The sequence below is a fragment of the Methylobacterium sp. Leaf465 genome (assembly GCF_001424705.1).
In the GTDB taxonomy this organism is placed as follows: Bacteria; Pseudomonadota; Alphaproteobacteria; order Rhizobiales; family Beijerinckiaceae; genus Methylobacterium.
Genome location: NZ_LMRA01000047.1, coordinates 173,780 through 193,676, shown reverse-complemented (window position 1 = coordinate 193,676; position 19,897 = coordinate 173,780). Strand labels below are relative to the sequence as shown.

The following is a 19,897-nucleotide window of genomic DNA, read 5'->3' as shown; positions in this document are numbered from 1 at the left end:
CCCACGGGAACGATCCGGGTCACCCTCGCGGGTGAAGTTTGGCCTGCCGTCGTTCTGTTCGACCAGGCAGGCGTGTCTGGGTCAAGCGGCGCCCGCGATCACTGGTGCCGGCGCCTTGCCAAAACGGAACTCGGTCGCGTCGCTCCCCATCCGGTGCAGGACGACAGCGAGCTTGCACTCGACGGCCCCCCCGGGCCCGCACCATGCCACGCCGCTTGACAATCTGCATGCCCGAGGCGCGCAGGCTCGACCATTTGCGGCTACGCGTCAGCAGAGAATGCGCGGCCTCGTAGAGCGCGGTACGGGCCAGCTCGTCGCCGCAGCGGCTGACCTTGCCCTGGATGTCGGTCTCGCCCGACTGCTAGCGGGAGGGTATCGGGCCAAGGTGGGCTCCGACGTCCCGGGAGTGTCGGAACCGCTCCGGCCGGTCGATGGTGGCGCGGACACGCCAGCGCGGTGATCGGGCCGGCACCGGGTACGCTCATCAGCCGCCGGCAGACCGCCTCGCCGCGCACGATAACGAGGACTTGCCGGGTCAGCTGGTTGAGTTGCTCCAGTATCATGGCCAGGATCGCCAGCAGGGGCGTGACGAGAGGCAAGATTAGGGGATCGTCGCACACCATCTCCTGAACACGCGCGGCAAAGGCCCCGAGCCGGGGTGCCGAGCTTGATCCCGCCCTCGTGCAGGATCGCCCGCACCACGTTCTCGATGGCTCGCATCTCGTGGAGCACGGTGCGCCGCGCCACCAACAGCGAGCGCCAGAGCCTGGACAGGCGCGACTTGACGTGAACCTGCCGGTACCAGCCTGTCCTCACGATCTAGGCGAGCGCGCGGGCATCGTTGCGGTCGGTCTTGTTAGGGATCGTCTTCATCGCTGCGTCGGCGAGCCGCGTCTCGATGCAGATGGCCGGCAGACCGGCGGTACGAAGTTCGTCGTGCAGCCAAGCCGTCAGCGAGCACGCTTCCAATCACCCATGGGGCTAGGCAAAGACGAGCCAGTCAAGTTACCCTAAATAAACGGACATTCAGCCGCAAGTTGTGTCTATAGTAAGCATCCCAAGACCCGATTGTATAATGATGCCCCCACTGGCCGCGAGATGATCTATTTGAATATATGACTGTATTTGATGTCGGCGTAGTGAGATCGCCAACGATTCCTACATGACCGGTGCGACCATGATCTGTTGGTGAAATAATTACGAGACCAGCTGCTATGTTTTCCCGTAGAACTTCACGATGTTGTTTGATAAGCACCTTCAGCATTTCCGCGGTACTCAAATCACCCCCAATAGCGCTGCCGAGCGCTCGCTGTGCGACCTCATTGACCGCCCAGGCGCATGCGAGACGTCCCCCACGCGTTCCGCGCACATGACGAGTGACTAAATTTCCGTTGTCGCAGGCTTTCGCTTCCGCTAGCAGGCGAGCGCGTGTATCGGTGAGTGGGCCGGGAGAAGCAGGTCGAGCCGGCAGCGTTAAACCACCAATCTCCACATCGCGCTGCAAGGCAACAGCAACCGGCTCTGTGATAGCGGAGACAATCACGCTGGGCAATGGGAAGACGACCGTGTCGCGCAGTAAAACCTCAGCCGGCCCTTGGTCGATGCGCCGGATAAGAACTTGCCCTCCGCTCTCTGAAAACTCCTCGACTACCCAGAACCGAATGTTGCCAGCCTTTGCTTTTGCGACAACTCCATAGTGAGCATCAGGGTCAATCATCCGAGAGATCTCGGTCGGCAACAATCGTTTGAAAGGCGCAAGTGCTATCGTCGCCCAGCGATCACGACGATCATAGTGCTTTACCCCCGCTTTTTCGAAACTTTTCTCAAATATCCGAACAGCTTCCGGAAGGTTTTTAGCTTCCCTAACGGCAGAAATACTGTCAGCGTAGCGTGGTCTAGAAGAAAGCTCCAACTTTAAAAAATGGTAATTTGCTCGATCCGATGTGGAGTCTAAACCATTGGCGGCACACTCGCGCTCGAAACGTTGGCGTCGGTCGCCAGTCCACTGACACCAGCCATAACCACCGCGACCACCCCTGGGTTTGACCTCTTGCATTATTCGAAACCCTGCGCACTCGTGCCCAATGTTCCCAACTATACCAGCGGCCTGGAAGTCGGTAAGATTGAAGTCGTCCATCAGCTTCGCCATAACCCAAGGTGACTTCCGCACGAAGAGCTCTTCCCCGCGCGGGCTTGTCGCCCGCCTGGGATCGGGAGCTGGCATCCCAGCTGGAAGATTGACATCTAGAAGTTCGGCTGAATCGGTCCAACCCTCCAAGACTTGTTGTTCGGCAGGGCCCACAAGCGCTGCGGTAGCATCAAGCGCAGCCTGAAGCTCGCCCTGCTGCCGTAATGCATCGTCTGGAAACTGCTCCCGATAAAGCGTGATCGCGCTTGGCAAGGTGCCGGATCGAGCTAGAAGTGCATTCAATGCGCGGCAAGCTGAAAGAGAGGCAAAGAGGCATTGCTGTCGCCATAAATTGATGTCTTCGGGACGAAATTCGATTTGCAAATTTAGGTCCGAACCATCGGCGTCTGCGTCCCAGATAGCCTGTGTGATGGCGTAGGGACCAATCTTACCGCCGATGGCTACATCCGATATCTTCGTTCTCAATTGAGCAACGGCCATCAAATAATGGCTGTTCACACCTACATAGTCAGCGGAGTCGACACACTCAGCCGCGAACAGAGCGCGATCGATAGCCATTCTCTCCTCCAGATTATCAGAACAGCAAGGCTTTGCATCAATTAGTGACACAGCTCTCGACGAACCCACTTTGACTTCTTAATCTGCGATCATCCGTTCCCGTAATCTCATGCGGGAAATTTTGATCTTTCAGGCTATTTGTATTTAAGTAACTCAGGATCCCGGAGCGGACCTCTGCCGTGAAACCACCATCACAAGGAAGCTTAAGAAATGCACGGTATGATCGAATTTTTTGATGACGAAGGCTCAGCTCAAAGTCACCGCGCCTGACTGATTCCGGCACGCGTGTCGCTCTTTGCGGGCGGGACATAGGTACCGCGGCATCTGCAATTACTGCGCTGCGTACTCGCCGGGAATCGACCAGCGGAGAAGCCTGAGCATCAGCCAAAGCATCGAGCCCCGCGCGCTCATAAAGCTTAATCGTTGTGTTAATTTGCGTTTCAATAGTCATGGGCATGCAGAGACGCAAATAGGATCTTAGAGCATAGATGGCAGCAGCCTTGTTGTCGATATGGCGTGGCAGGGCAGTGCGAAACTGATTCTGCCGACTCAAGACTACAGCTTGAACAGTTGATTGCTCGATTTCAAATAAAAGCCGACTATTGATGTTTGTGAAAGTGTGAGAGGCGAAACCAAGGGACGCACCGGCAATGGAGATTGCTTGTCCGCCTGCCTGCGTTGCAATCATAAGGGCGTTAACGGCTGTCTGCGTATCCAGTAACTGCTGTTGAATTATGGATGTTGAACGACGTCTGCTGTCCAGCCAAGCTAGATATCCGTCGCATCTAGCATCGATATCATTCATCCCAGTCTGAACAAGGAGCGACCACTCCGCAGACCCCATATGACTGAAATCACAGTAGGTAGCCTCGCCCTGAACCGCAGTCAAAAGATTGGCTTGGCGGCAGATATTTCCAAGGTAGATCTCTTGTAGCTGCGACTGGTGCGCTCCCCCGTCGGCGAACAGTGAGATACCGGCACCCTCGTTGAGGTAGCCCCGCTCTGTATCGTTGCATCCAGCAAGCGAACAGACTGAAGCAATGCAGATTATGACCCGCGCTAACGACTGCAAAACAATCCCCCGCGTCTCAAGGATCAATATTTAGCACAACCTGATCAGGGGGTCTCTTATGCGACCCAGTCAAAATCAAGTATCGGAGGATTAACCGGATGGTTGTGATATAAATACATCAATGATCCAGCAATTGGGGTATTCGCGACAGTGGAAAACACTGTCGGTTTCGATCCGGCCCGCGGTGATGGTCCATACAGCTAGAGGGGCCATAACATGCTGACGTCGTGCCAAATCAATATCGAAGGCTCCTACCGATTCGTTCGGCTGCTCCGCGATTCAGGAAGCCCGTGTCGAGTGTTTCAATGAGGAGGTCAGCACCAGGATGTTCGCTGGCAGCTTTCGGTCGGACGAGCAAAACGGGCGGCCTGTACCGAAGCCGGCCAGCTCGGACTGAAGGCAGCAGCCAGGAGATCAGCACCAGGATGTTCGCTGGCAGCTTTCGGTCGGACGAGCAAAACGGGCGGCCTGTACCGAAGCCGGCCAGCTCGGACTGAAGGCAGCAGCCAGCAGTTCGGAGGACAGGCAGGACGAAGCAGGGGCAGGAGCAGCAGCGGAAGCGGACGTCGGAGTTGCCACCGGCCGGACCGCACGGCGGCAGCGAGAGGGGAGAAGGGGAAGGGGGACTTGCCGGCCTTCTTCTTCCCCTCCGGGGGGTGCACGAAGATAGGCGTGACCGACCAGCTCTCGCCAGCTCCAGCCGCCGCTTTGTGAACGAGAACCTGTAGCGTTTGGTCGACGTCTCTCGTGCTGCCAAGGGCTGCCCGTTTTTGATCCCACTACGTGGACCCCGTGGAGCGGGCGTGGGCGTCAATGGTGCTTCAAAGCCGCAAAATTGGCGTCCCACGGCCATTGGACTGCCGACCCTGGCANATCCCACTACGTGGACCCCGTGGAGCGGGCGTGGGCGTCAATGGTGCTTCAAAGCCGCAAAATTGGCGTCCCACGGCCATTGGACTGCCGACCCTGGCACCCCCCCCCTAGCCCCGGGGCCACTACGGGCCCCGGGGGGCTCCTAGACGTTCTGGACGCTACGACTTGACTGGTGCGGCGCGGCGCTTTTTGCCGCCGGATAGCTTGTGTGATCGCTGCCGTACGGAGGTCGTCATGCAGGCTGCAGCGGTTGCTGTTGTTGCCGACGCCGTTGGCGGGACTGACGAAGGTCGGCGGCCGGAGCGACGTGCCGGCAGCTCTGACGGGGGCCGGTCGAGCACGCAGCGCACGACCCGGGTCAGATCGAGGTAACGGGCGGTGAACGACGCAGCGAGTTCCTTTGCCCCGGCGACGGCCAGCGCGGCGACCACCGCCTCTAACGTCAACGTGCTGAAGCCGACGCGATCCGCTGCGGCATCCGTATCGGCGTGGCGTAGCTCGTTGGCGTAGAGCTTGCCGACAGCATGGACCCGTCGGTTCAGGGCGGGACCGAGCAGGACGAAGTGGGCCCGGGGGGCAAGGCCCTGTTGTACCATCAGCTGCGTGAGAACGTGCTCGCGCCGCAGTTGCTCAAAACCAGGTTGCATCAGCGAGGCAGCATCAGGATCGATGAAGAGGCCGCTGGCCCGGGTGGTCTCGGCGTAGCAGGGCCGCGGCGTGGGCGTGGGTCCGTTCATTCCCTCGACGTACTTGACCTCTACGGCGACGATCGCGGGCTCACCATCTGGGGTGACAACGTCGAGCAAGACATCGAAGGCGGTGCCGTCGCCGAAGTAATCCGGCCCGCGCCGACCGGGGCTGTGCTCAAAGCGCAGGTCAGAGACGGTGTTGACGAAGCCTGGGAGCAAGCGGCGCCAGACCCCACTGGCGAGATCGAGATCTTGGGCCAGCGGGGCCAGCAGGTTGAGGGTCAGGGCTTGGCTGGAGAGTAGGTTGCCCCAAAGGCGACCCTCCTCCCACAGGCTGCCGGGCTCACGAAACAGCAAGGCCTCCCGGGCATAGGCGGCGATCTCAGGACTGAGGAAGGTCGCCCCAGCCCGGGCTGCGGCCGGCGACAGGCGTGAGCCGAGGCGGATGGCTTTTGGAAGCGGGGTGGCGGACGAAGCTTGTACCGCCCTCCGTCGCGAGCCCGGCGTATGAGTCCCGCAGGGTAAGCGCTGGTCCTGGCGCCAGAGTGCGGCCAAGAGCCGGCAGGCGGCGGTAAAGCGGGTGTCGGAGGCGACGAAGGCATGATGCTGCCGCAGCACCGGTTCAGGCACGAAGGGTACGACGCACAGGGCGTCTGCCGGGGTGATAGCGGTGTTGAGCGCTGATGAACTGCCCTCCAGGCTGGCGGAGGGCGCTAGGGATGATGATAGAGGGGCACTAGGAGACGACGTACTGAGCGAGATTGACATGGACAGGAAGCTCCGGACACCCGCAGAGGTGCGGGCCAACTTCCTCTTCCCAGACGATCCGAGAAGTTTAGTTCGCTAGGATCGCATCAGGTCGGATCAGCGCATGCCCAACAATTGGAGTGGACACGCGCGGAGTACACCCCCTGACACGCCGCGGGGTCGAATCCACCATGGGAGGAGTAGAAGGTGTTCCGCAGCGCAAAGTAGCGAACTACGCCGGCCGACAGCTCTCGGCGGAAGCTAGCAGTGCCCCCGGCAGCGGCAACCCACACCGAAAGACAGCACTCATCTGGCATACCCTGCTTTGCATTTAGGTTAAAACTAGCTTGGCCTGCAAATAAATCGGTTCGACAGACGAATTTTTATCCCAGTAGCATTTTAATACTCCGCCAACAGCGTTTTCAGCCTCTGCGGAAGCATCAAGGTCAGAGCCGATCGGAATAATGGACCTAACTATCGGAGCGATGGCAGCCAAATACCAAGCCCAAAAGAGGAAGTTGATTCGCCCCCAGGACACACCCAGTCCTACATGGTTTGCACAGTCTACATCGCCTACACGGTCGACATGCCCTGCACCGCCCATGAGAAGGTCGCTCCATGTCAACTGGGCGCGTCTCAATCCGGCCACCGGGATTGCGATCTAATGTAGCGACCTCACACTTGGCGGGAGCCTGCGCTTGCATCGGGCATAATCGATCAGTGATGCGATCCACCCCGCGATCAGCTGCAAGCTTCCAGTGCAAAACACGAAGGGCTACGTCGAGCCAGCTAGGGAAACACCCGTGGCATGCAGGATAGCTGTAACAGCAAATGACGTATCGCCCCCCTCAGGGCGATTGCACGGTGTCTCGCCTAATCCAAAACCGTCCTAAGCAAGCCAGCTCATTATGTGGGGGCCAATGTGGTGTGTGAGGGTCCTGTCCTAAAAAAAATCAACCCTCACACGAACTTAGCGCAAAGATTGGCGGAAGGGGTGGGATTCGAACCCACGGTAGACTTGCGCCTACGGCGGTTTTCAAGACCGCTGCCTTAAACCACTCGGCCACCCTTCCAAGCCCATGCGGGAGCGAGAGACTTCGCCGCCGCGGAAGCACCGGGCCCGGACCCGCCGCTCCTGTTCGCCCTCGTTCGAACCGACGATCCTGTCTATGGCTGCCCGCGGGGCGGCGTCAACCGTCGCCGCGGGGCCCGCCCTTGCGCCGCCCGGTGGAGCGGGATGGCGCAAGCCCGGTCGCCCGAGGGCTTCGGCGCGATCGGCGCGTCGCCCGTCCGCCCCGATACCCCTGTCGCCGCCGCCATCGTCCACGCCCGAAAAACCCGCCGCGGCTGGGCCGGGCGGGTGAAGGCGTTCCTCGGTGTTCCTGGGTGGAACGCCGTATCCTGCCACTTGGTATTCCAGCAGCAAAGGCGTGGGGGCCGGCCGCGGTGACGAGAGGCCGGGATTGAAACGAGAAACCCCGGTCGGGCCCAGCGGCGCGCGTCACCGCCGGCGCCGCGGTGCGGTCAGGCCGGACGGCGCGGGCTCAGGGTGCCAGGCGGGTGAGGCGGTCGAGGAGGGCGCGGTCGTGCAGGAGGGCCATGCGCTCCTTCGGCGTCAGCCAGGCCCGGGCCTCGGCGATGCCCTCCGCCTCCACCACCTTGGCCTGGGCCAGCGCCCGGTCGGGGTCGATGACCCCACGCGGGCGGGGGGCGGTCTCGGGCAGCATCGCCGCGTGGGCCGCGGCGAGGTCCGCATCGGCGTGGAGGGCACTGAGCGCATCCGCGTCGTCGAGGCCCGCCTCGGCGTTGCGCCGGCTCAGGGCCCCGGCCTGCACGGCGATGGCGGGGGGGTCACGCTCCTCCGGGGTCATCAGCAGGCCGAGGCGCCGCAGGGCCAGCCCGAGGCCGAGCTGGCCGCTCGCCCAGGAGATGGGAATCGCCAGGACGAGGCCCAGGATGGTGGGCGACATCCACAGGAACAGCGAGGTGGCGATGGCGAAGGCCGCCACCCCCGTGACCAGGCCGAGCGCCATGTGCCAGCGGTGGCGGCGCACGATGTCGGACCAGGGGATCGAGCCGTCGTCGCGCCGCTGCGGGTTCCAGCCGGTGTCGCGCCCGAGCAGGATCTGGAACACCGAGCCCGACTGGATCAGCATCGCGATCGGGGCGATCAGGGCCGAGAGCAGGATCTCGATCAGGCTCGACAGCACGAGGCGGACCGCGCCGCCGCAGGCCCGGCGCACGGGTCCGTCGATCAGGGCGAGGCCCAGTCCCAGAAACTTCGGCGCCAGCAGGATGCCCATGGTCAGGCCGAAGAGCTGGAGCGCGCGCACGGGATCGAAGCGCGGCCAGACCGGGTAGAGGCCGAACTCGGAGGTGAAGTATTCCGGCCGCACATAGGCGGTCTGGAGCACCAGGGCGATACCGACCACGAGCTGGGCCAGCCACAGGGGCGAGGCGACGTAGCCGGCGATGCCGGTGGCGAAGTGCTGGCGGGAGGCGAGGGCCAGCCCCGCCGTGCCGATGATGCGGCTGTGCTGGAGGTTTCCTTGCGCCCAGCGCCGGTCGCGCACCGCCACGTCGATGAGCGAGGGCGGGCTCTCCTCGTAGGAGCCGGGCAGCGCCGGCAGCATGGTCACGCTCCAGCCGGCCCGCCGGATCAGGGCCGCCTCCACGAAGTCGTGGCTGAGCACGTGCCCGCCGAAGGGCGGCTTGCCCTTCAGGTCGGGCAGGCCGCAGGCCGCCGCGAAGGCGCGGGTGCGGATGATGGCGTTGTGGCCCCAGTAGTTGCCGTCGCGGCCCGACCAGACGGAGAGGCCCGTGGCGATCACCGGCCCGTAGATCCGCGCGGCGAATTGCTGGACCCGGGCGAACAGGGTGTTGCGGTTGATGATGAGCGGCAGCGACTGGATGATGCCGGCATCCGGGTCCGCCTCCATGGCGGCGGCCAGATGCACCACGCAGGAGCCGGTCATCAGGCTGTCGGCGTCGAGGACCAGCATGTGGTCGTAGGCGCCCCCCCAGCGGGAGACGAAGTCACCGATGTTGCCGGCCTTGCGGTGGTGGTTCTTGGCGCGATGGCGGTAGTACAGCCGCGCCCGTGCGCCGCCCCAGCGGGCCCGGAGCTCGAGGAAGGCGCGCTCCTCGGCGATCCAGGCGTCGCCCTGGGTCGAATCCGACAGGACGAAGTAGTCGAAGGCCTCGCCCAGGCCCGTGGCGTCGATCTCGGCGCGCATCGCCTCGATGGCCGCGAAGGTGCGCGCGGTGGCCTCGTTGTAGACCGGCATCACCACCGCGGTGCGGGTGGCCAGACGCGCCGGCAGGGCCGGGGTCGTTCCGCGGCGCAGAAGGACGAGGAAGCCCAGGATCGCGCCGGTGAAGGCCAGCGCGATCCAGGAGAAGTTCAGGGTGAAGAGGGCGAGCAGCACGTATTGCAGCGCCGTGGTGCCGCCCGAGACCGCCACCACCTCGTACATCTGCATCGCGCCGTAGGCGGTGAGCAGCGCCGCCCCGCCGAAGACGAAGGCGCGGGCGAGCCAGGGCTGGGCGTGGCGCGCGGCCGGGCGGTGGCCGTCGGCCGGGTCCCAATGCTCCAGGTCCTGCACGGGCATCGGCAGCGGCGCCTCGGGGGGCATCGCGGCGGCGAAGGGCCGGGGGGCCGGACGGGCCGGGGCGGCCGGATCCACGGGACGGGCCGCGGCGGCCGGAGCCGCAGCGTCGGGGGAGAGGGGGGATGCGGTCACGGGGTCCAACGGTAGAGCCAGGTTTCGGTGAGGGGGATGCCGCCGCGCTGCAGGTTGAGCCGCAGCTCGCAGGACTTCTCGCCCTTCGGGTCGAGCTCGAAGGCCACCCGCAGGGTGTCGCGCTCGGGGTAGCGGTAGAGGGTGCTCGACGGGATCGCACCGGAGGCCGCGCCGAGCTGGGTCTGGAGGTCCCCGGGGGCGGCGATGCCCGCGCCGGTGAAGTCCACCAGGAACAGGCGGCGGTTGTCGCCGCCGCGCCCGCTGCGCGTGCCCGAGACCAGGGCGACCTTCGGCGGCTCGGGGGGCTGCCAGCACCAGTGCTGGCGGTAGCTGAAGGGCATCTCGGCCCCGGCCGCCAGGGTCGCCTTGGGGCGCCAATAGGCGAGCACGTTCTCGTTGAACTCGGAATCGCTCGGGATCTCCAGCAGGGTCACCGCCCCCGGGCCCCAGGCGCCGAGGGGCTCGAGCCAGAGGGAGGGGCGCCATTCCCAGTGCTGCACGTCGTCCTGGAAGGCGGCGTAGTCCCGCGCCCGCTGCATCAGGCCGAAGCCCTTCGGGTTCTCGTCGAGGAAGGAGGAGATCTGCAGGGTCTGGGGATTGCGCACCGGGCGCCAGATCGCCTCGCCGGCGCCGGTGCGGATCTGCAGGCCGCCGCTGGCGGAGGCGCCCGCGCGGGCGTCGTCCGCCCCGCGCCGGTCGTGGGGGCCGAACAGGTAGCTCGTGGTCATGCCCCCGAGGCCCAGATGGTCGATGGCCGCGCGGGCGAAGACCGTGCCCTCGACGTCGCAGAGGGAGGCGTCGCCGGGGCGCAGGCTCATGCGCAGGGCCGCCGCGGCGGAGGGCGAATCCACCAGGGCGTGCAGGACGAGGGGGCCGCCGGGGCCGGGCCGCTCGATCCAGATCGCGCGGAATTCGGGGAATTCCTCGCCCTTCGCGTCGGCCGGGCGCAGGGTCAGGGCCCGGGCCGTGACGCCGAAGCCCTGGCCGGTGGCCAGGAGGCGGAAGAACGACGCCCCCTGGACCATCGCGAAGTCGCTGAGCTCCCCGCCGCGGAAGCGGGCGCGGATGCGGAAGCCCGAATAGCCGGGGTCGTCCTTGAAGGCCGGGAGGGCGACGCCCTCCGTCTCGAACCGGGCCGGATCGTAGGGCAGGGCGCGCACGGTGCCCTCCTCCACCAGGGCCAGCGCCACGCGGGAGCGGAAGACCGAGCCGCGATGCAGGGGCTCCAGGGTGAAGCCCAAGCCCGCCTCGGCCCAGACCGCGCTGCCGGGCCGGGTGCGGATGGCGGCGTACTGCTCACGGTTGAGGCCCGTCAGGGCGTCCGGCAGGTCGTCGATGCGGGGGGCCGCGTAGGGGCGCCTGGCCAGGGCCCGGGCGAGATCGGTGACGAGGCCCGGCTGGAACGGCGTGCCGTCGGCGGGCAGGGCGGGGGCCTCGTCGGCGGCGGCGGCCCCCGGCAGGGCCGCGAGACCGCCGGCAAGCGTCGCGAGGCCGGCCTGCCGGAGGACGGTGCGGCGGCTCGGGCCGGTGCAGCGGGTCGGGCCGCTGGCGGACGGGGCGTCGAGGAAATCCGGGTTCGGCGGCGTCATCAGGTCCGTGGGGTCGGCGGGGGCGCGCGGAGAAAGGCGAGGGCGTCGATGTGGGGGGCTCGCGGAGGTCGAGCGTCGGTCGTGTCTACCATGCCGGGCCCTGAACCGGGGGTTAAGCCCTCCCGAACCGCGCCGGTCAACGCCGAAGGGCGCGTTTCCGTTCGGTCCGGGCCGGGCCAAAGCTTGCCCGACAGGTCCTGTGACCCGACCGATACTGCCGGAGACCCTGCACGAGGTCCGGACCGATGAAGCCCATGCCGTTCGAGCCCGGACTTGAAACAGCCCCATCGGCGCTTTAGCCCGCGCAAGAGCACCCGCAAGAGCACCAGCTTGACCCGGGCACCAGCTTGACCCGAGCGACAGCGCGACCCGCGGCGGAACCCTCGATGACGGATCAGATGACCAGGAACGCAGACCGCAGCCTCACCGCCATCGTGCTCGCCGCCGGCAAGGGCACGCGGATGCGCTCGGACCTGCCGAAGGTGCTGCACCGGGTCGCCGGCCGGACCCTGCTCGGGCACGTGCTGGCCGCCGCGCAGGGGGCCGGGGCGACCCGCATCGCCGTGGTGGCGGAGCCGGGCCAAGACGCGGTCGCCCGCGAGATCGCCGCCCTGGCGCCCGGCGCGGCGGTCTACCCCCAGGCCGAGCGCCTCGGCACCGCGCACGCGGTGCTGGCCGCCCGTGCCGCCCTGGAGGCGGGCGACGACGACGTGGTGATCGCCTTCGGCGACACGCCGCTGATCACCGCCGACACCCTCGCGCGCCTGCGCGCGCCCCTGGCGCAGGGCGCGGCCGTGGCGGTGCTGGCCTTCGAGAGCCCGAATCCCACCGGCTACGGCCGGGTGCTGACGGAGGGGGACCGCGTCCTGGCGATCCGCGAGGAGAAGGACGCGAGCGCGGCCGAGCGCGCCGTCACCCTGTGCAATGCCGGCCTGATGGCCCTGTCGGGCCCCCATGCGCTGCCCCTCCTCACCCGCATCGGCAACGCCAACGCGGCGGGCGAATACTACCTGCCCGACGCCGTCGCCCTGGCGGTGGCGGACGGCCTGCCCGTCGCGGTGGTGCCGGTGTCGGAGGCCGAGGCGCAGGGGGTCAACGACCGGATCCAGCTCTCCGTGGCCGAGGCCGAGATCCAGGGGCGCCTGCGCCGGGCGGCCATGGCGGCGGGGGCGACCCTGATCGCGCCGGAGACGGTTTTCTTCAGCATCGACACGGTGTTGGGACGGGACGTTGTGGTGGAACCTCACGTGGTGTTCGGGCCCCATGTGACGGTGGGCGAGGCCTGCGTGGTGCACAGCTTCTCGCATCTGGAGGGCGCCACGCTTGAGCCCGGCGTCCAGATCGGCCCCTATGCCCGCCTGCGCCCGGGGGCGGTGCTGGAGACCGGCGCCCGCATCGGCAACTTCGTCGAGGTGAAGAACGCCCGGATGGGCGCCGGCGCCAAGGCGAACCACCTGACCTACGTGGGCGACGCCGAGGTCGGGGCGGGGGCCAATCTCGGGGCCGGCACCATCACCTGCAACTACGACGGGGTGAACAAGCACCGGACGCAGATCGGGGCGGGGGCCTTCATCGGCTCGAACACCGCCCTGGTGGCGCCCGTCCGCGTCGGCGCGGGCGCCATCGTGGGCGCCGGCTCGGTGATCGCCGGGGACGTGCCGGACGACGCCCTGGCGGTGTCGCGCGGTCGCCAGCGCAACCTGGCCGGCTGGGCGCCGGGCAAGCGCGCGGCCCTGCAGGCGGAGAAGGCGGCGCGGGCCACGAAACCGAAGCCGTGAGGCCGACGCGGGCGTGTGCTGAAAGCCCGCGTTCAGGATTGTCGGCGCAGGCTCCGGGGCGGGCTTGGCTGGCCGAGGCGGGCTTGGCTGACCGAAGCGGGCTTGGCCGGCTCCGAAGCAGGCTTGGCGGCCGCCGGGTCACGCGGCTGGCGCGCCCCTGTCCCGATCCGGTACAAGCCCGGACGCATGCGACCGCGTCCGGGCCTCGCGCCGGGCATCTGAGAAACACCTGAGAGACCCAGACCCATGTGCGGAATCGTTGGCATCGTCGGACGGGACGCCGTGGCCGGGCAGCTGGTGGAAGCCCTGCGCCGGCTCGAATATCGCGGCTACGACTCGGCCGGCATCGCCACCCTGNGGCATCGTCGGACGGGACGCCGTGGCCGGGCAGCTGGTGGAAGCCCTGCGCCGGCTCGAATATCGCGGCTACGACTCGGCCGGCATCGCCACCCTGACGGAGGGGCACCTGGAGCGCCGGCGCGCCGAGGGCAAGCTCGCCAACCTGGAGATGCGCCTGCGCGACGCGCCGCTCGGCGGCAGCCTCGGCATCGGCCACACCCGCTGGGCGACCCACGGGCGGCCCAACGAGACCAACGCCCATCCGCACGCCACGACGCGCGTCGCCGTCGTGCACAACGGCATCATCGAGAATTTTCGYGCGCTGAAGGCCGAGCTGCAGGGCCAGGGCGTGCGCTTCGAGAGCGAGACCGACACCGAGGTGGTGGCCCAGCTCGTCAGCCACGCGATGGAGGGGGGCCTGGGGCCGGTCGAGGCGGTGGCGGCCTGCCTGCCGCGCCTGCACGGGGCCTTCGCCCTGGGCTTCATCTTCACCGGCCACGACGACCTCCTCATCGGCGCCCGCCACGGGGCGCCGCTGGCCATCGGSTWCGGSGAGGGYGAGACCTATCTCGGCTCGGACGCCCTGGCGCTGGCSCCCTTCACCCAGGAGATCACCTATCTCGACGAGGGCGACTGGGCGATCCTGTCGCGCGCGGGCGCCGAGATCCGCGACCCGGACGGACGGCCCGTCACCCGCGAGCGCCAGCGCATCGTCGCCCAGGCCTATCGGGTGGAGAAGGGCAACCACYGCCACTTCATGGCCAAGGAGATCCACGAGCAGCCCGAGGTGGTGGGCCGGACGCTGGCCCATTACGTCGACCTCGCCAACGGCCGCGTGGCCCTGCCCGAACCCCTGCCCTTCGACTTCGCCGCGCTCTCGCGGATCTCGATCACCGCCTGCGGCACCGCCTACTATGCCGGCCTCGTGGCCAAGTACTGGTTCGAGAGCCTGGCGCGCCTGCCCGTCGAGATCGACGTCGCCTCGGAGAGATCGGCGTCGCCTCCACCAAGGCGTTCTCGTGCCAGCTCACCGTGCTGCTGTGCCTCGCCATCGCGGCGGGCCGGGCCCGCGGCGCCCTGAGCGCCGAGGCGGAGCGCCGCCTCGTCGACGCGCTGATCACCGTGCCGGGCCTGATGGCCGACGCGACCAAGCTGGAGGGCGAAATCGAGCTGCTGGCCCGCGAGGTCGCCAAGGCCCGCGACGTGCTCTACCTGGGGCGCGGCACCAGYTACCCGATGGCGCTGGAAGGCGCCCTGAAGCTCAAGGAAATCAGCTACATCCACGCGGAAGGTTATGCGGCGGGTGAACTCAAGCACGGCCCCATCGCCCTCATCGACGAGAGCGTGCCGGTSATCGTGATCGCGCCCCACGACGCGATCTTCGAGAAGACGGTGTCGAACATGCAGGAGGTGGCCGCCCGCGGYGGGCGCATCATCCTGATCGGCGACGCCAAGGGCGCGGCCGCGGCCGGCCTCGACACCATGGCCACCGTGACGATGCCCGACCTCGACCCGGTGGTGGCCCCCATCGTCTACGCGGTGCCGATCCAGCTCATCGCCTACCACACCGCCGTCTTCATGGGCAAAGACGTCGACCAGCCGCGCAACCTCGCCAAATCCGTCACGGTGGAATAGGTCCGTGATGGGCTGAAGCGCAGGGCGATGGCCGAGACGGCGCAATTCTCCGGATTNCGCGGTGCCGATCCAGCTCATCGCCTACCACACCGCCGTCTTCATGGGCAAAGACGTCGACCAGCCGCGCAACCTCGCCAAATCCGTCACGGTGGAATAGGTCCGTGATGGGGGAGGCGGGTGCGGGCCGGCCCTTCGGAACCGCGACGGGCACGGCGGACCGAAGACCGCCAGTGGCCAGCCCCCTGCCACGGGCCTATGCTCGCCGGCACAGGCCCCTGCGACGGTCCACCGGGATGTTCCTGCAAGGGATCGTCATGGGAGGGTTTCATGGACGGAAAGACGGCGAGCCTATTCCGAAGCGGCCGCAATCAGGCGCTGCGCATTCCGCGCGGGTTCGAGCTTCCCGGCACGAGCGCGCGCATCCGCCGGCTGCCGAACGGCAATCTCGAGATCGAGCCTCTGGGTGAGATCGGGCTGCTGGCCGCCTTCAAGGATGAGCCACCTCTGCCGCCGGACGATGCGATGGACCCGATCCCGGATCGTCCCGCAGAGCCCGTGGAGCGATGAGCGAGCGCTACCTGCTTGACACCAACATCCTCTCCGAGATCATCCGGGCGGGCAGAGACAGCGCCGTCCTGGGCATGATCGCCCGGGTCGGCCAGGACACCATCTGCACGAGCGCGATCGTGGCGAGCGAGATGCGCTACGGCGTCGAGCGCAAGGGCTCGACGCTCCTGCGTGACAAGGTAGAGCGTGCCCTGCGCAACATCGAGATCGTCCCCTACGCCTCCGACTGCGCGCACGCCTACGGCACCATCCGAGCGACGCTGGAGCGCGAGGGCAGGACGATCGGCGCCATGGACATGCTGATCGCCGCCCATGCCCTCGCGCTGAATCGAACCCTGGTGACGGACAATCTGCGCGAATTCGAACGCGTCGCCGACCTGCGCGTGGTCAACTGGCTCGACCCGGCCTCGCGGGAAGGCGGTCCCGCCGTGTAGGGACGCCGGCCGTCGCGGATCCTGTCCACGGTGCCAGGCCCTGATCGGTCCGACGCTCGACCTGACGAAGGAGGACCGGGCGCCGCGCGCCCGGTCCCGTGTCGCCTCACTCGGCCGGCTGCAGGGCCGGGAGCTCCGAGTCGAGGGGCATCGGGTTGCCGCCGAGCGCCGCCGCGAGCTTGACGTCGTCGACCTCGCCCTCCCAGCGGGCGACCACGATGCAGGCCACCGCGTTGCCGATGAAGTTGGTGAGCGCGCGGCACTCGGACATGAAGCGGTCGACGCCGAGGATCAGCGCCATGCCGACGACCGGCACCGAGGGCACCACCGCGAGGGTCGCCGCCAGGGTGATGAACCCCGAGCCGGTGACGCCGGCCGCGCCCTTGGAGGACAGCATCGCCACGAGGAGCAGGAGGCCCTGCTCGCCGTAGGTGAGGGGCGTGTCCGTGGCCTGCGCGATGAACAGCGCCGCCATCGTCATGTAGATGTTGGTGCCGTCGAGGTTGAACGAGTAGCCGGTGGGGACCACGAGGCCGACCACGGGCTTCGAGCAGCCGGCGCGCTCCATCTTCTCGAGGAGCGAGGGCAGGGCGGACTCGGAGGACGAGGTGCCGAGCACCAGCATCAGCTCTTCCTTGATGTAGCGGATGAGCTTGAGGATCGAGAAGCCGTTGTAGCGGGCGACGAGGCCCAGCACGCCGAGGACGAAGATCGCCGAGGTCAGGTAGAAGGCGCCGACCAGGTAGGCGAGGTTGGCGAGCGAGGCGATGCCGTACTTGCCGATGGTGAAGGCCATGGCGCCGAAGGCGCCGATGGGGGCGACCTTCATGATGATGTTGACGACGCCGAAGATGGCTTCCGACAGCACCTTGATGATGTCGAGGACCGGCTTGCCGCGGTCGCCCAGGAAGGCGAGCCCGAAGCCGAACAGCACCGAGAAGAACAGCACCTGGAGGATCTCGCCGCCCGAGAACGCCCCCACCGCCGTGGTCGGGATGATGTTCATCAGGAAGTCGGTGATCGTCTGCGTCTTGGCCTTGTCGGCGTACATCGCGATCGACTTCGGATCGAGCGACTTCGGATCGATGTGCATGCCCGCGCCCGGCTGGACGAGGTTCGCCACGATCAGGCCGACGATCAGCGCCAGGGTCGAGAAGGTGATGAAGTAGATCAGCGCCTTGCCGCCGACGCGGCCGACCTTCTCCAGGTTGGTCATGCCGGCGATGCCGGACACCACGGTGAGGAAGATCACCGGCGCGATGATCATCTTGACGAGCTTGATGAAGGCGTCGCCGAGCGGCTTCATGTCCGCGCCGACCTGCGGGTAGAAGTGACCGAGGGCGATGCCGATCGCCACGGCGACGAGCACCTGGAAATACAGGGTCCGGTAGATCGGCTTGGGCTGGGGCGGCGCGTGGGGCGCGGTGAGGGGCGATGGTACAGCGGCCATGATGGCGTTCTCCCGGTGGGTCTCTCGAACGATGCCGGCGCGGCTCGGGGACGGCGTCCCGCGTCCGCGCTCTCTTGCTCTTGCGCCGAGGGGTCCGGCCTCCCCCGGCCGCGCCCCGGAGGGGTGCGGCGGCGGGGGCGGCGGCCCTGCGGCGGACAGTCCTGCGGTCGACGCAGGGCTGCATTACCCCTCCGGAATGGCAACCGGCATGCCAGGGCGAGCGCCGGCGAAACGTTTCGTTAAGCCTTTGAAATCGGGATCGTTTTCACGATGAGTCCGCGGCGCGCGCAGGATCGCTTTGCGAAAACCCGGACGCGGCGGCGAAATCCTTTCCGGGAAATCGCAGGGGTCCGACCGGCATGAGGCCCCGCGCCCAGCCGGCCCGATCCCGGCCGGAGGAGGGGCCCGGCGCGCCCCGGGCCCCCGCGTCGCAGGGGCCGAGCCGGCGCAGCCTCGTCCTGCTGGCGAGCGTCGCCGCGATCCTGCTCGCGGCCTGGCTCGCCGGGGGGATCGCCGAGCGCTGGGCCCTGGCCGATTTACGCCGCACGGCCGCGGCGACGCTGGGGCTGCAGGTCGGCGTCCTGGCGGCCGAGATGCAGAAGCAGACCTCCCTGCCCCTGGCCCTAGCGGCGGATCCGGAGATCGCCGCCGCCGCGCAGGCCGCGCCCCCGGCGGACCTGATCGACCGCGTGAACCGGCGCCTCGCAGAGGTCGCCGCCGCGACGGACTCGGCGGTGATCTACGTCATCCGGCCGGACGGCGTCACGGCCGCGGCCAGCAATGCGGGGAGCCGGGGCAGCTTCCTCGGCCGGGACTACGCCTTCCGGCCCTATTTCCGGCAGGCGATGCAGGAGGGGTCCGGCTCGCAGTTCGCCCTCGGCACCGTGAGCGGCCGCGCCGGCCTCTACCTGTCCCGGCGGATCGGCGCCGCCGGCGGCGTCGTGGTGGTCAAGATCGAGTTCAACGGCGTCGAGGCGGCCTGGCGCGCGGCGGGGGACGGGGTGTTCGTCGCGGATGCGCGCGGCATCGTCCTCGTGGCGAGCGAGCCGGCCTGGCGCTTCACCACCCTGCGCCGGATCGACGAGGCCGAGCGGCGGCGCATCCGCGAGGCCCTGGAATTCGGCGACGCGCCCCTCGACGACATGCCGCTCTATCCCGTCGCCGGCACGGAGGATCTCGTGCGCGTCGGCCAGGGCGCGCGCCCGGCCTGGGCCGCCCTGCGGCTGGACGTCCCGATCCCCGGCACCGCCTGGCGGCTCACCGCCCTGACGCCCCTGGGCCGCACCGTGGAGCGCGAGCGGGTCCAGGCCTGGATCATCGCCGCCCTGGTCACGGGCCTCGCCTGCCTCGGCCTCACCGCGCTGGCGGGCCGGGGCCGGCGCAACCGCGCGCGCCTCGCCCGCGCCTCGGCCCAGCGGGACGCCCTCGAGACCCGCGTCCGGGAGCGGACCCTGGAGCTCACCGACGCCAACCGGATGCTGCGCCTCGAGATCGAGGAGCGGCAGCGGGCGGAGGCCGAGCGCGAGCGCCTGGGGCGCGAGCTCGCCCAGGCGGGGCGCCTGGCCGCCCTCGGGCAGTTCGCCGCCAGCATGGCCCACGAGATCAACCAGCCGCTGGCCGCCATCCGCTCCTACGCCGACAACGCCGCCATCCTGGTCCGGCGCGGCCGGACGGAGGAGGCGGCCGAGAACGCCTTCGCCATCGGGCGCCTCACCGACCGCATCGGCGGCCTCACCCGCCAGCTCAAGGGCTTCGCCCGGCGCTCCTCCGCCAGGCGGGAGCCCGTGGCCCTGTCCGAGATCCTGCACAACAGCCTGGAGCTGGTGGAGGCCCGCGCCTCGGCCGCCCGCATCCCCCTGGTGGTGGAGGGCGCGCGCCCCGGCCTGCGGGTGCTCGGCGACGGGCCGCGCCTCGAACAGGTCGTGGTGAACCTGCTCCAGAACGCCCTCGATGCCGTCCAGGGCCGGACCGACCCGCGCGTCGGCGTGCAGGTCGCCGAGGAGGCGCCGGACCGCGTGGTGGTCGCGGTCCGCGACAACGGGCCCGGCATCCCCGAGGCGGTGCGGGCGCAGATCTTCGACGCCTTCTTCACCACCAAGTCGGACGGGCTCGGGCTCGGGCTCGCCATCGCCCGCGGAATCGTCGAGGATTGCGGCGGCAGCCTCACCGTCCAGGGCGATCCGGCGGGCGGCACGATCTTCCGCATGGCCCTGGTGAAGGCCGCGGCACAGGGGGGGACCGGGGTGGCCGGACCGGCGGAGGCGACGACGTGAG

Annotated in this window: 10 protein-coding genes, 1 tRNA gene and 2 pseudogenes; 5 read left to right on the top strand and 8 right to left on the bottom strand. The window is 67.8% G+C overall.

The features are described 5' to 3' along the window. Positions 1-81 precede the first annotated feature (81 nt). From ASG51_RS21725 to ASG51_RS21705, 7 genes and pseudogenes are all read right to left on the bottom strand, one after another. Positions 82-969, bottom strand: a pseudogene (locus ASG51_RS21725) (IS110 family transposase); the annotation flags it as partial. Between the two features lie 31 nt (positions 970-1,000). Further along, entirely contained in the window at positions 1,001-2,707 is a 1,707-nt protein-coding gene (locus tag ASG51_RS24420; protein WP_156389814.1) for a phage tail tip lysozyme, read from the bottom strand. Between the two features lie 37 nt (positions 2,708-2,744). After that, entirely contained in the window at positions 2,745-3,806 is a 1,062-nt protein-coding gene (locus tag ASG51_RS24415) for a hypothetical protein (RefSeq protein WP_156389813.1), read from the bottom strand. Between the two features lie 1,004 nt (positions 3,807-4,810). Next, positions 4,811-6,109: a hypothetical protein gene (locus ASG51_RS24410; protein WP_347379764.1), complete on the bottom strand. Its 1,299-nt coding sequence runs from the start codon at positions 6,107-6,109 to the stop codon at positions 4,811-4,813. Positions 6,110-7,071: 962 nt separating this feature from the next. After that, positions 7,072-7,161, bottom strand: a tRNA-Ser gene (locus tag ASG51_RS21715). Positions 7,162-7,632: 471 nt separating this feature from the next. Beyond that, positions 7,633-9,774, bottom strand: coding sequence for a glucans biosynthesis glucosyltransferase MdoH (mdoH, locus tag ASG51_RS21710; protein ID WP_277996218.1), 2,142 nt, complete (start codon positions 9,772-9,774; stop codon positions 7,633-7,635). Positions 9,775-9,827: 53 nt separating this feature from the next. Beyond that, complete coding sequence (locus ASG51_RS21705) at positions 9,828-11,420, bottom strand: glucan biosynthesis protein D (protein ID WP_056221885.1); 1,593 nt, start codon at positions 11,418-11,420, stop codon at positions 9,828-9,830. Between the two features lie 398 nt (positions 11,421-11,818). On the opposite strand from ASG51_RS21705, the gene glmU reads away from it, so the two are divergent. From glmU to ASG51_RS21685, 4 genes and pseudogenes are all read left to right on the top strand, one after another. Further along, positions 11,819-13,198 carry a bifunctional UDP-N-acetylglucosamine diphosphorylase/glucosamine-1-phosphate N-acetyltransferase GlmU gene (gene glmU / locus ASG51_RS21700; RefSeq protein WP_244480000.1) on the top strand — a complete coding sequence of 460 codons (1,380 nt, stop codon included), beginning with the start codon at positions 11,819-11,821 and terminating at the stop codon, positions 13,196-13,198. A 358-nt stretch (positions 13,199-13,556) separates the two neighbouring features. Continuing rightward, a pseudogene (locus ASG51_RS21695) lies at positions 13,557-15,172 on the top strand (glutamine--fructose-6-phosphate aminotransferase); the annotation flags it as partial. Positions 15,173-15,499: 327 nt separating this feature from the next. After that, on the top strand, positions 15,500-15,739 hold the full coding sequence (locus ASG51_RS21690) for a hypothetical protein (RefSeq protein ID WP_056221894.1): 240 nt from the start codon (positions 15,500-15,502) through the stop codon (positions 15,737-15,739). Further along, complete coding sequence (locus ASG51_RS21685) at positions 15,736-16,173, top strand: type II toxin-antitoxin system VapC family toxin (protein WP_056221897.1); 438 nt, start codon at positions 15,736-15,738, stop codon at positions 16,171-16,173. Before ASG51_RS21690 ends, ASG51_RS21685 begins: the two co-directional genes overlap by 4 nt. 106 nt (positions 16,174-16,279) lie before the next feature. Here the strand turns inward: ASG51_RS21685 and ASG51_RS21680 are convergent, their stop codons facing one another. Further along, a complete protein-coding gene (locus ASG51_RS21680; RefSeq protein ID WP_056221902.1) occupies positions 16,280-17,623 on the bottom strand; it encodes a dicarboxylate/amino acid:cation symporter in 1,344 nt (447 codons plus the stop codon). 359 nt (positions 17,624-17,982) lie between these two features. On the opposite strand from ASG51_RS21680, the gene ASG51_RS21675 reads away from it, so the two are divergent. After that, positions 17,983-19,896 (top strand): ATP-binding protein, encoded by a 1,914-nt coding sequence (locus tag ASG51_RS21675; RefSeq protein WP_082514179.1) that lies wholly within the window; start codon positions 17,983-17,985, stop codon positions 19,894-19,896. The last annotated feature ends 1 nt before the right edge of the window (position 19,897 follow it).

What these genes read in the sequence shown, in the direction of transcription:
- ASG51_RS21685 (WP_056221897.1), top strand. Translation starts at nt 15,736, where the DNA reads ATGAGCGAGCGCTACCTGCTTGACACCAACATCCTCTCCGAGATCATC.
- ASG51_RS21690 (WP_056221894.1), top strand. Translation starts at nt 15,500, where the DNA reads ATGGACGGAAAGACGGCGAGCCTATTCCGAAGCGGCCGCAATCAGGCG.
- glmU (WP_244480000.1), top strand. Translation starts at nt 11,819, where the DNA reads ATGACCAGGAACGCAGACCGCAGCCTCACCGCCATCGTGCTCGCCGCC.
- ASG51_RS24410 (WP_347379764.1), bottom strand. Translation starts at nt 6,109, where the DNA reads ATGTCAATCTCGCTCAGTACGTCGTCTCCTAGTGCCCCTCTATCATCA.
- ASG51_RS21705 (WP_056221885.1), bottom strand. Translation starts at nt 11,420, where the DNA reads ATGACGCCGCCGAACCCGGATTTCCTCGACGCCCCGTCCGCCAGCGGC.
- ASG51_RS21675 (WP_082514179.1), top strand. Translation starts at nt 17,983, where the DNA reads ATGAGGCCCCGCGCCCAGCCGGCCCGATCCCGGCCGGAGGAGGGGCCC.
- ASG51_RS21680 (WP_056221902.1), bottom strand. Translation starts at nt 17,623, where the DNA reads ATGGCCGCTGTACCATCGCCCCTCACCGCGCCCCACGCGCCGCCCCAG.
- ASG51_RS24420 (WP_156389814.1), bottom strand. Translation starts at nt 2,707, where the DNA reads ATGGCTATCGATCGCGCTCTGTTCGCGGCTGAGTGTGTCGACTCCGCT.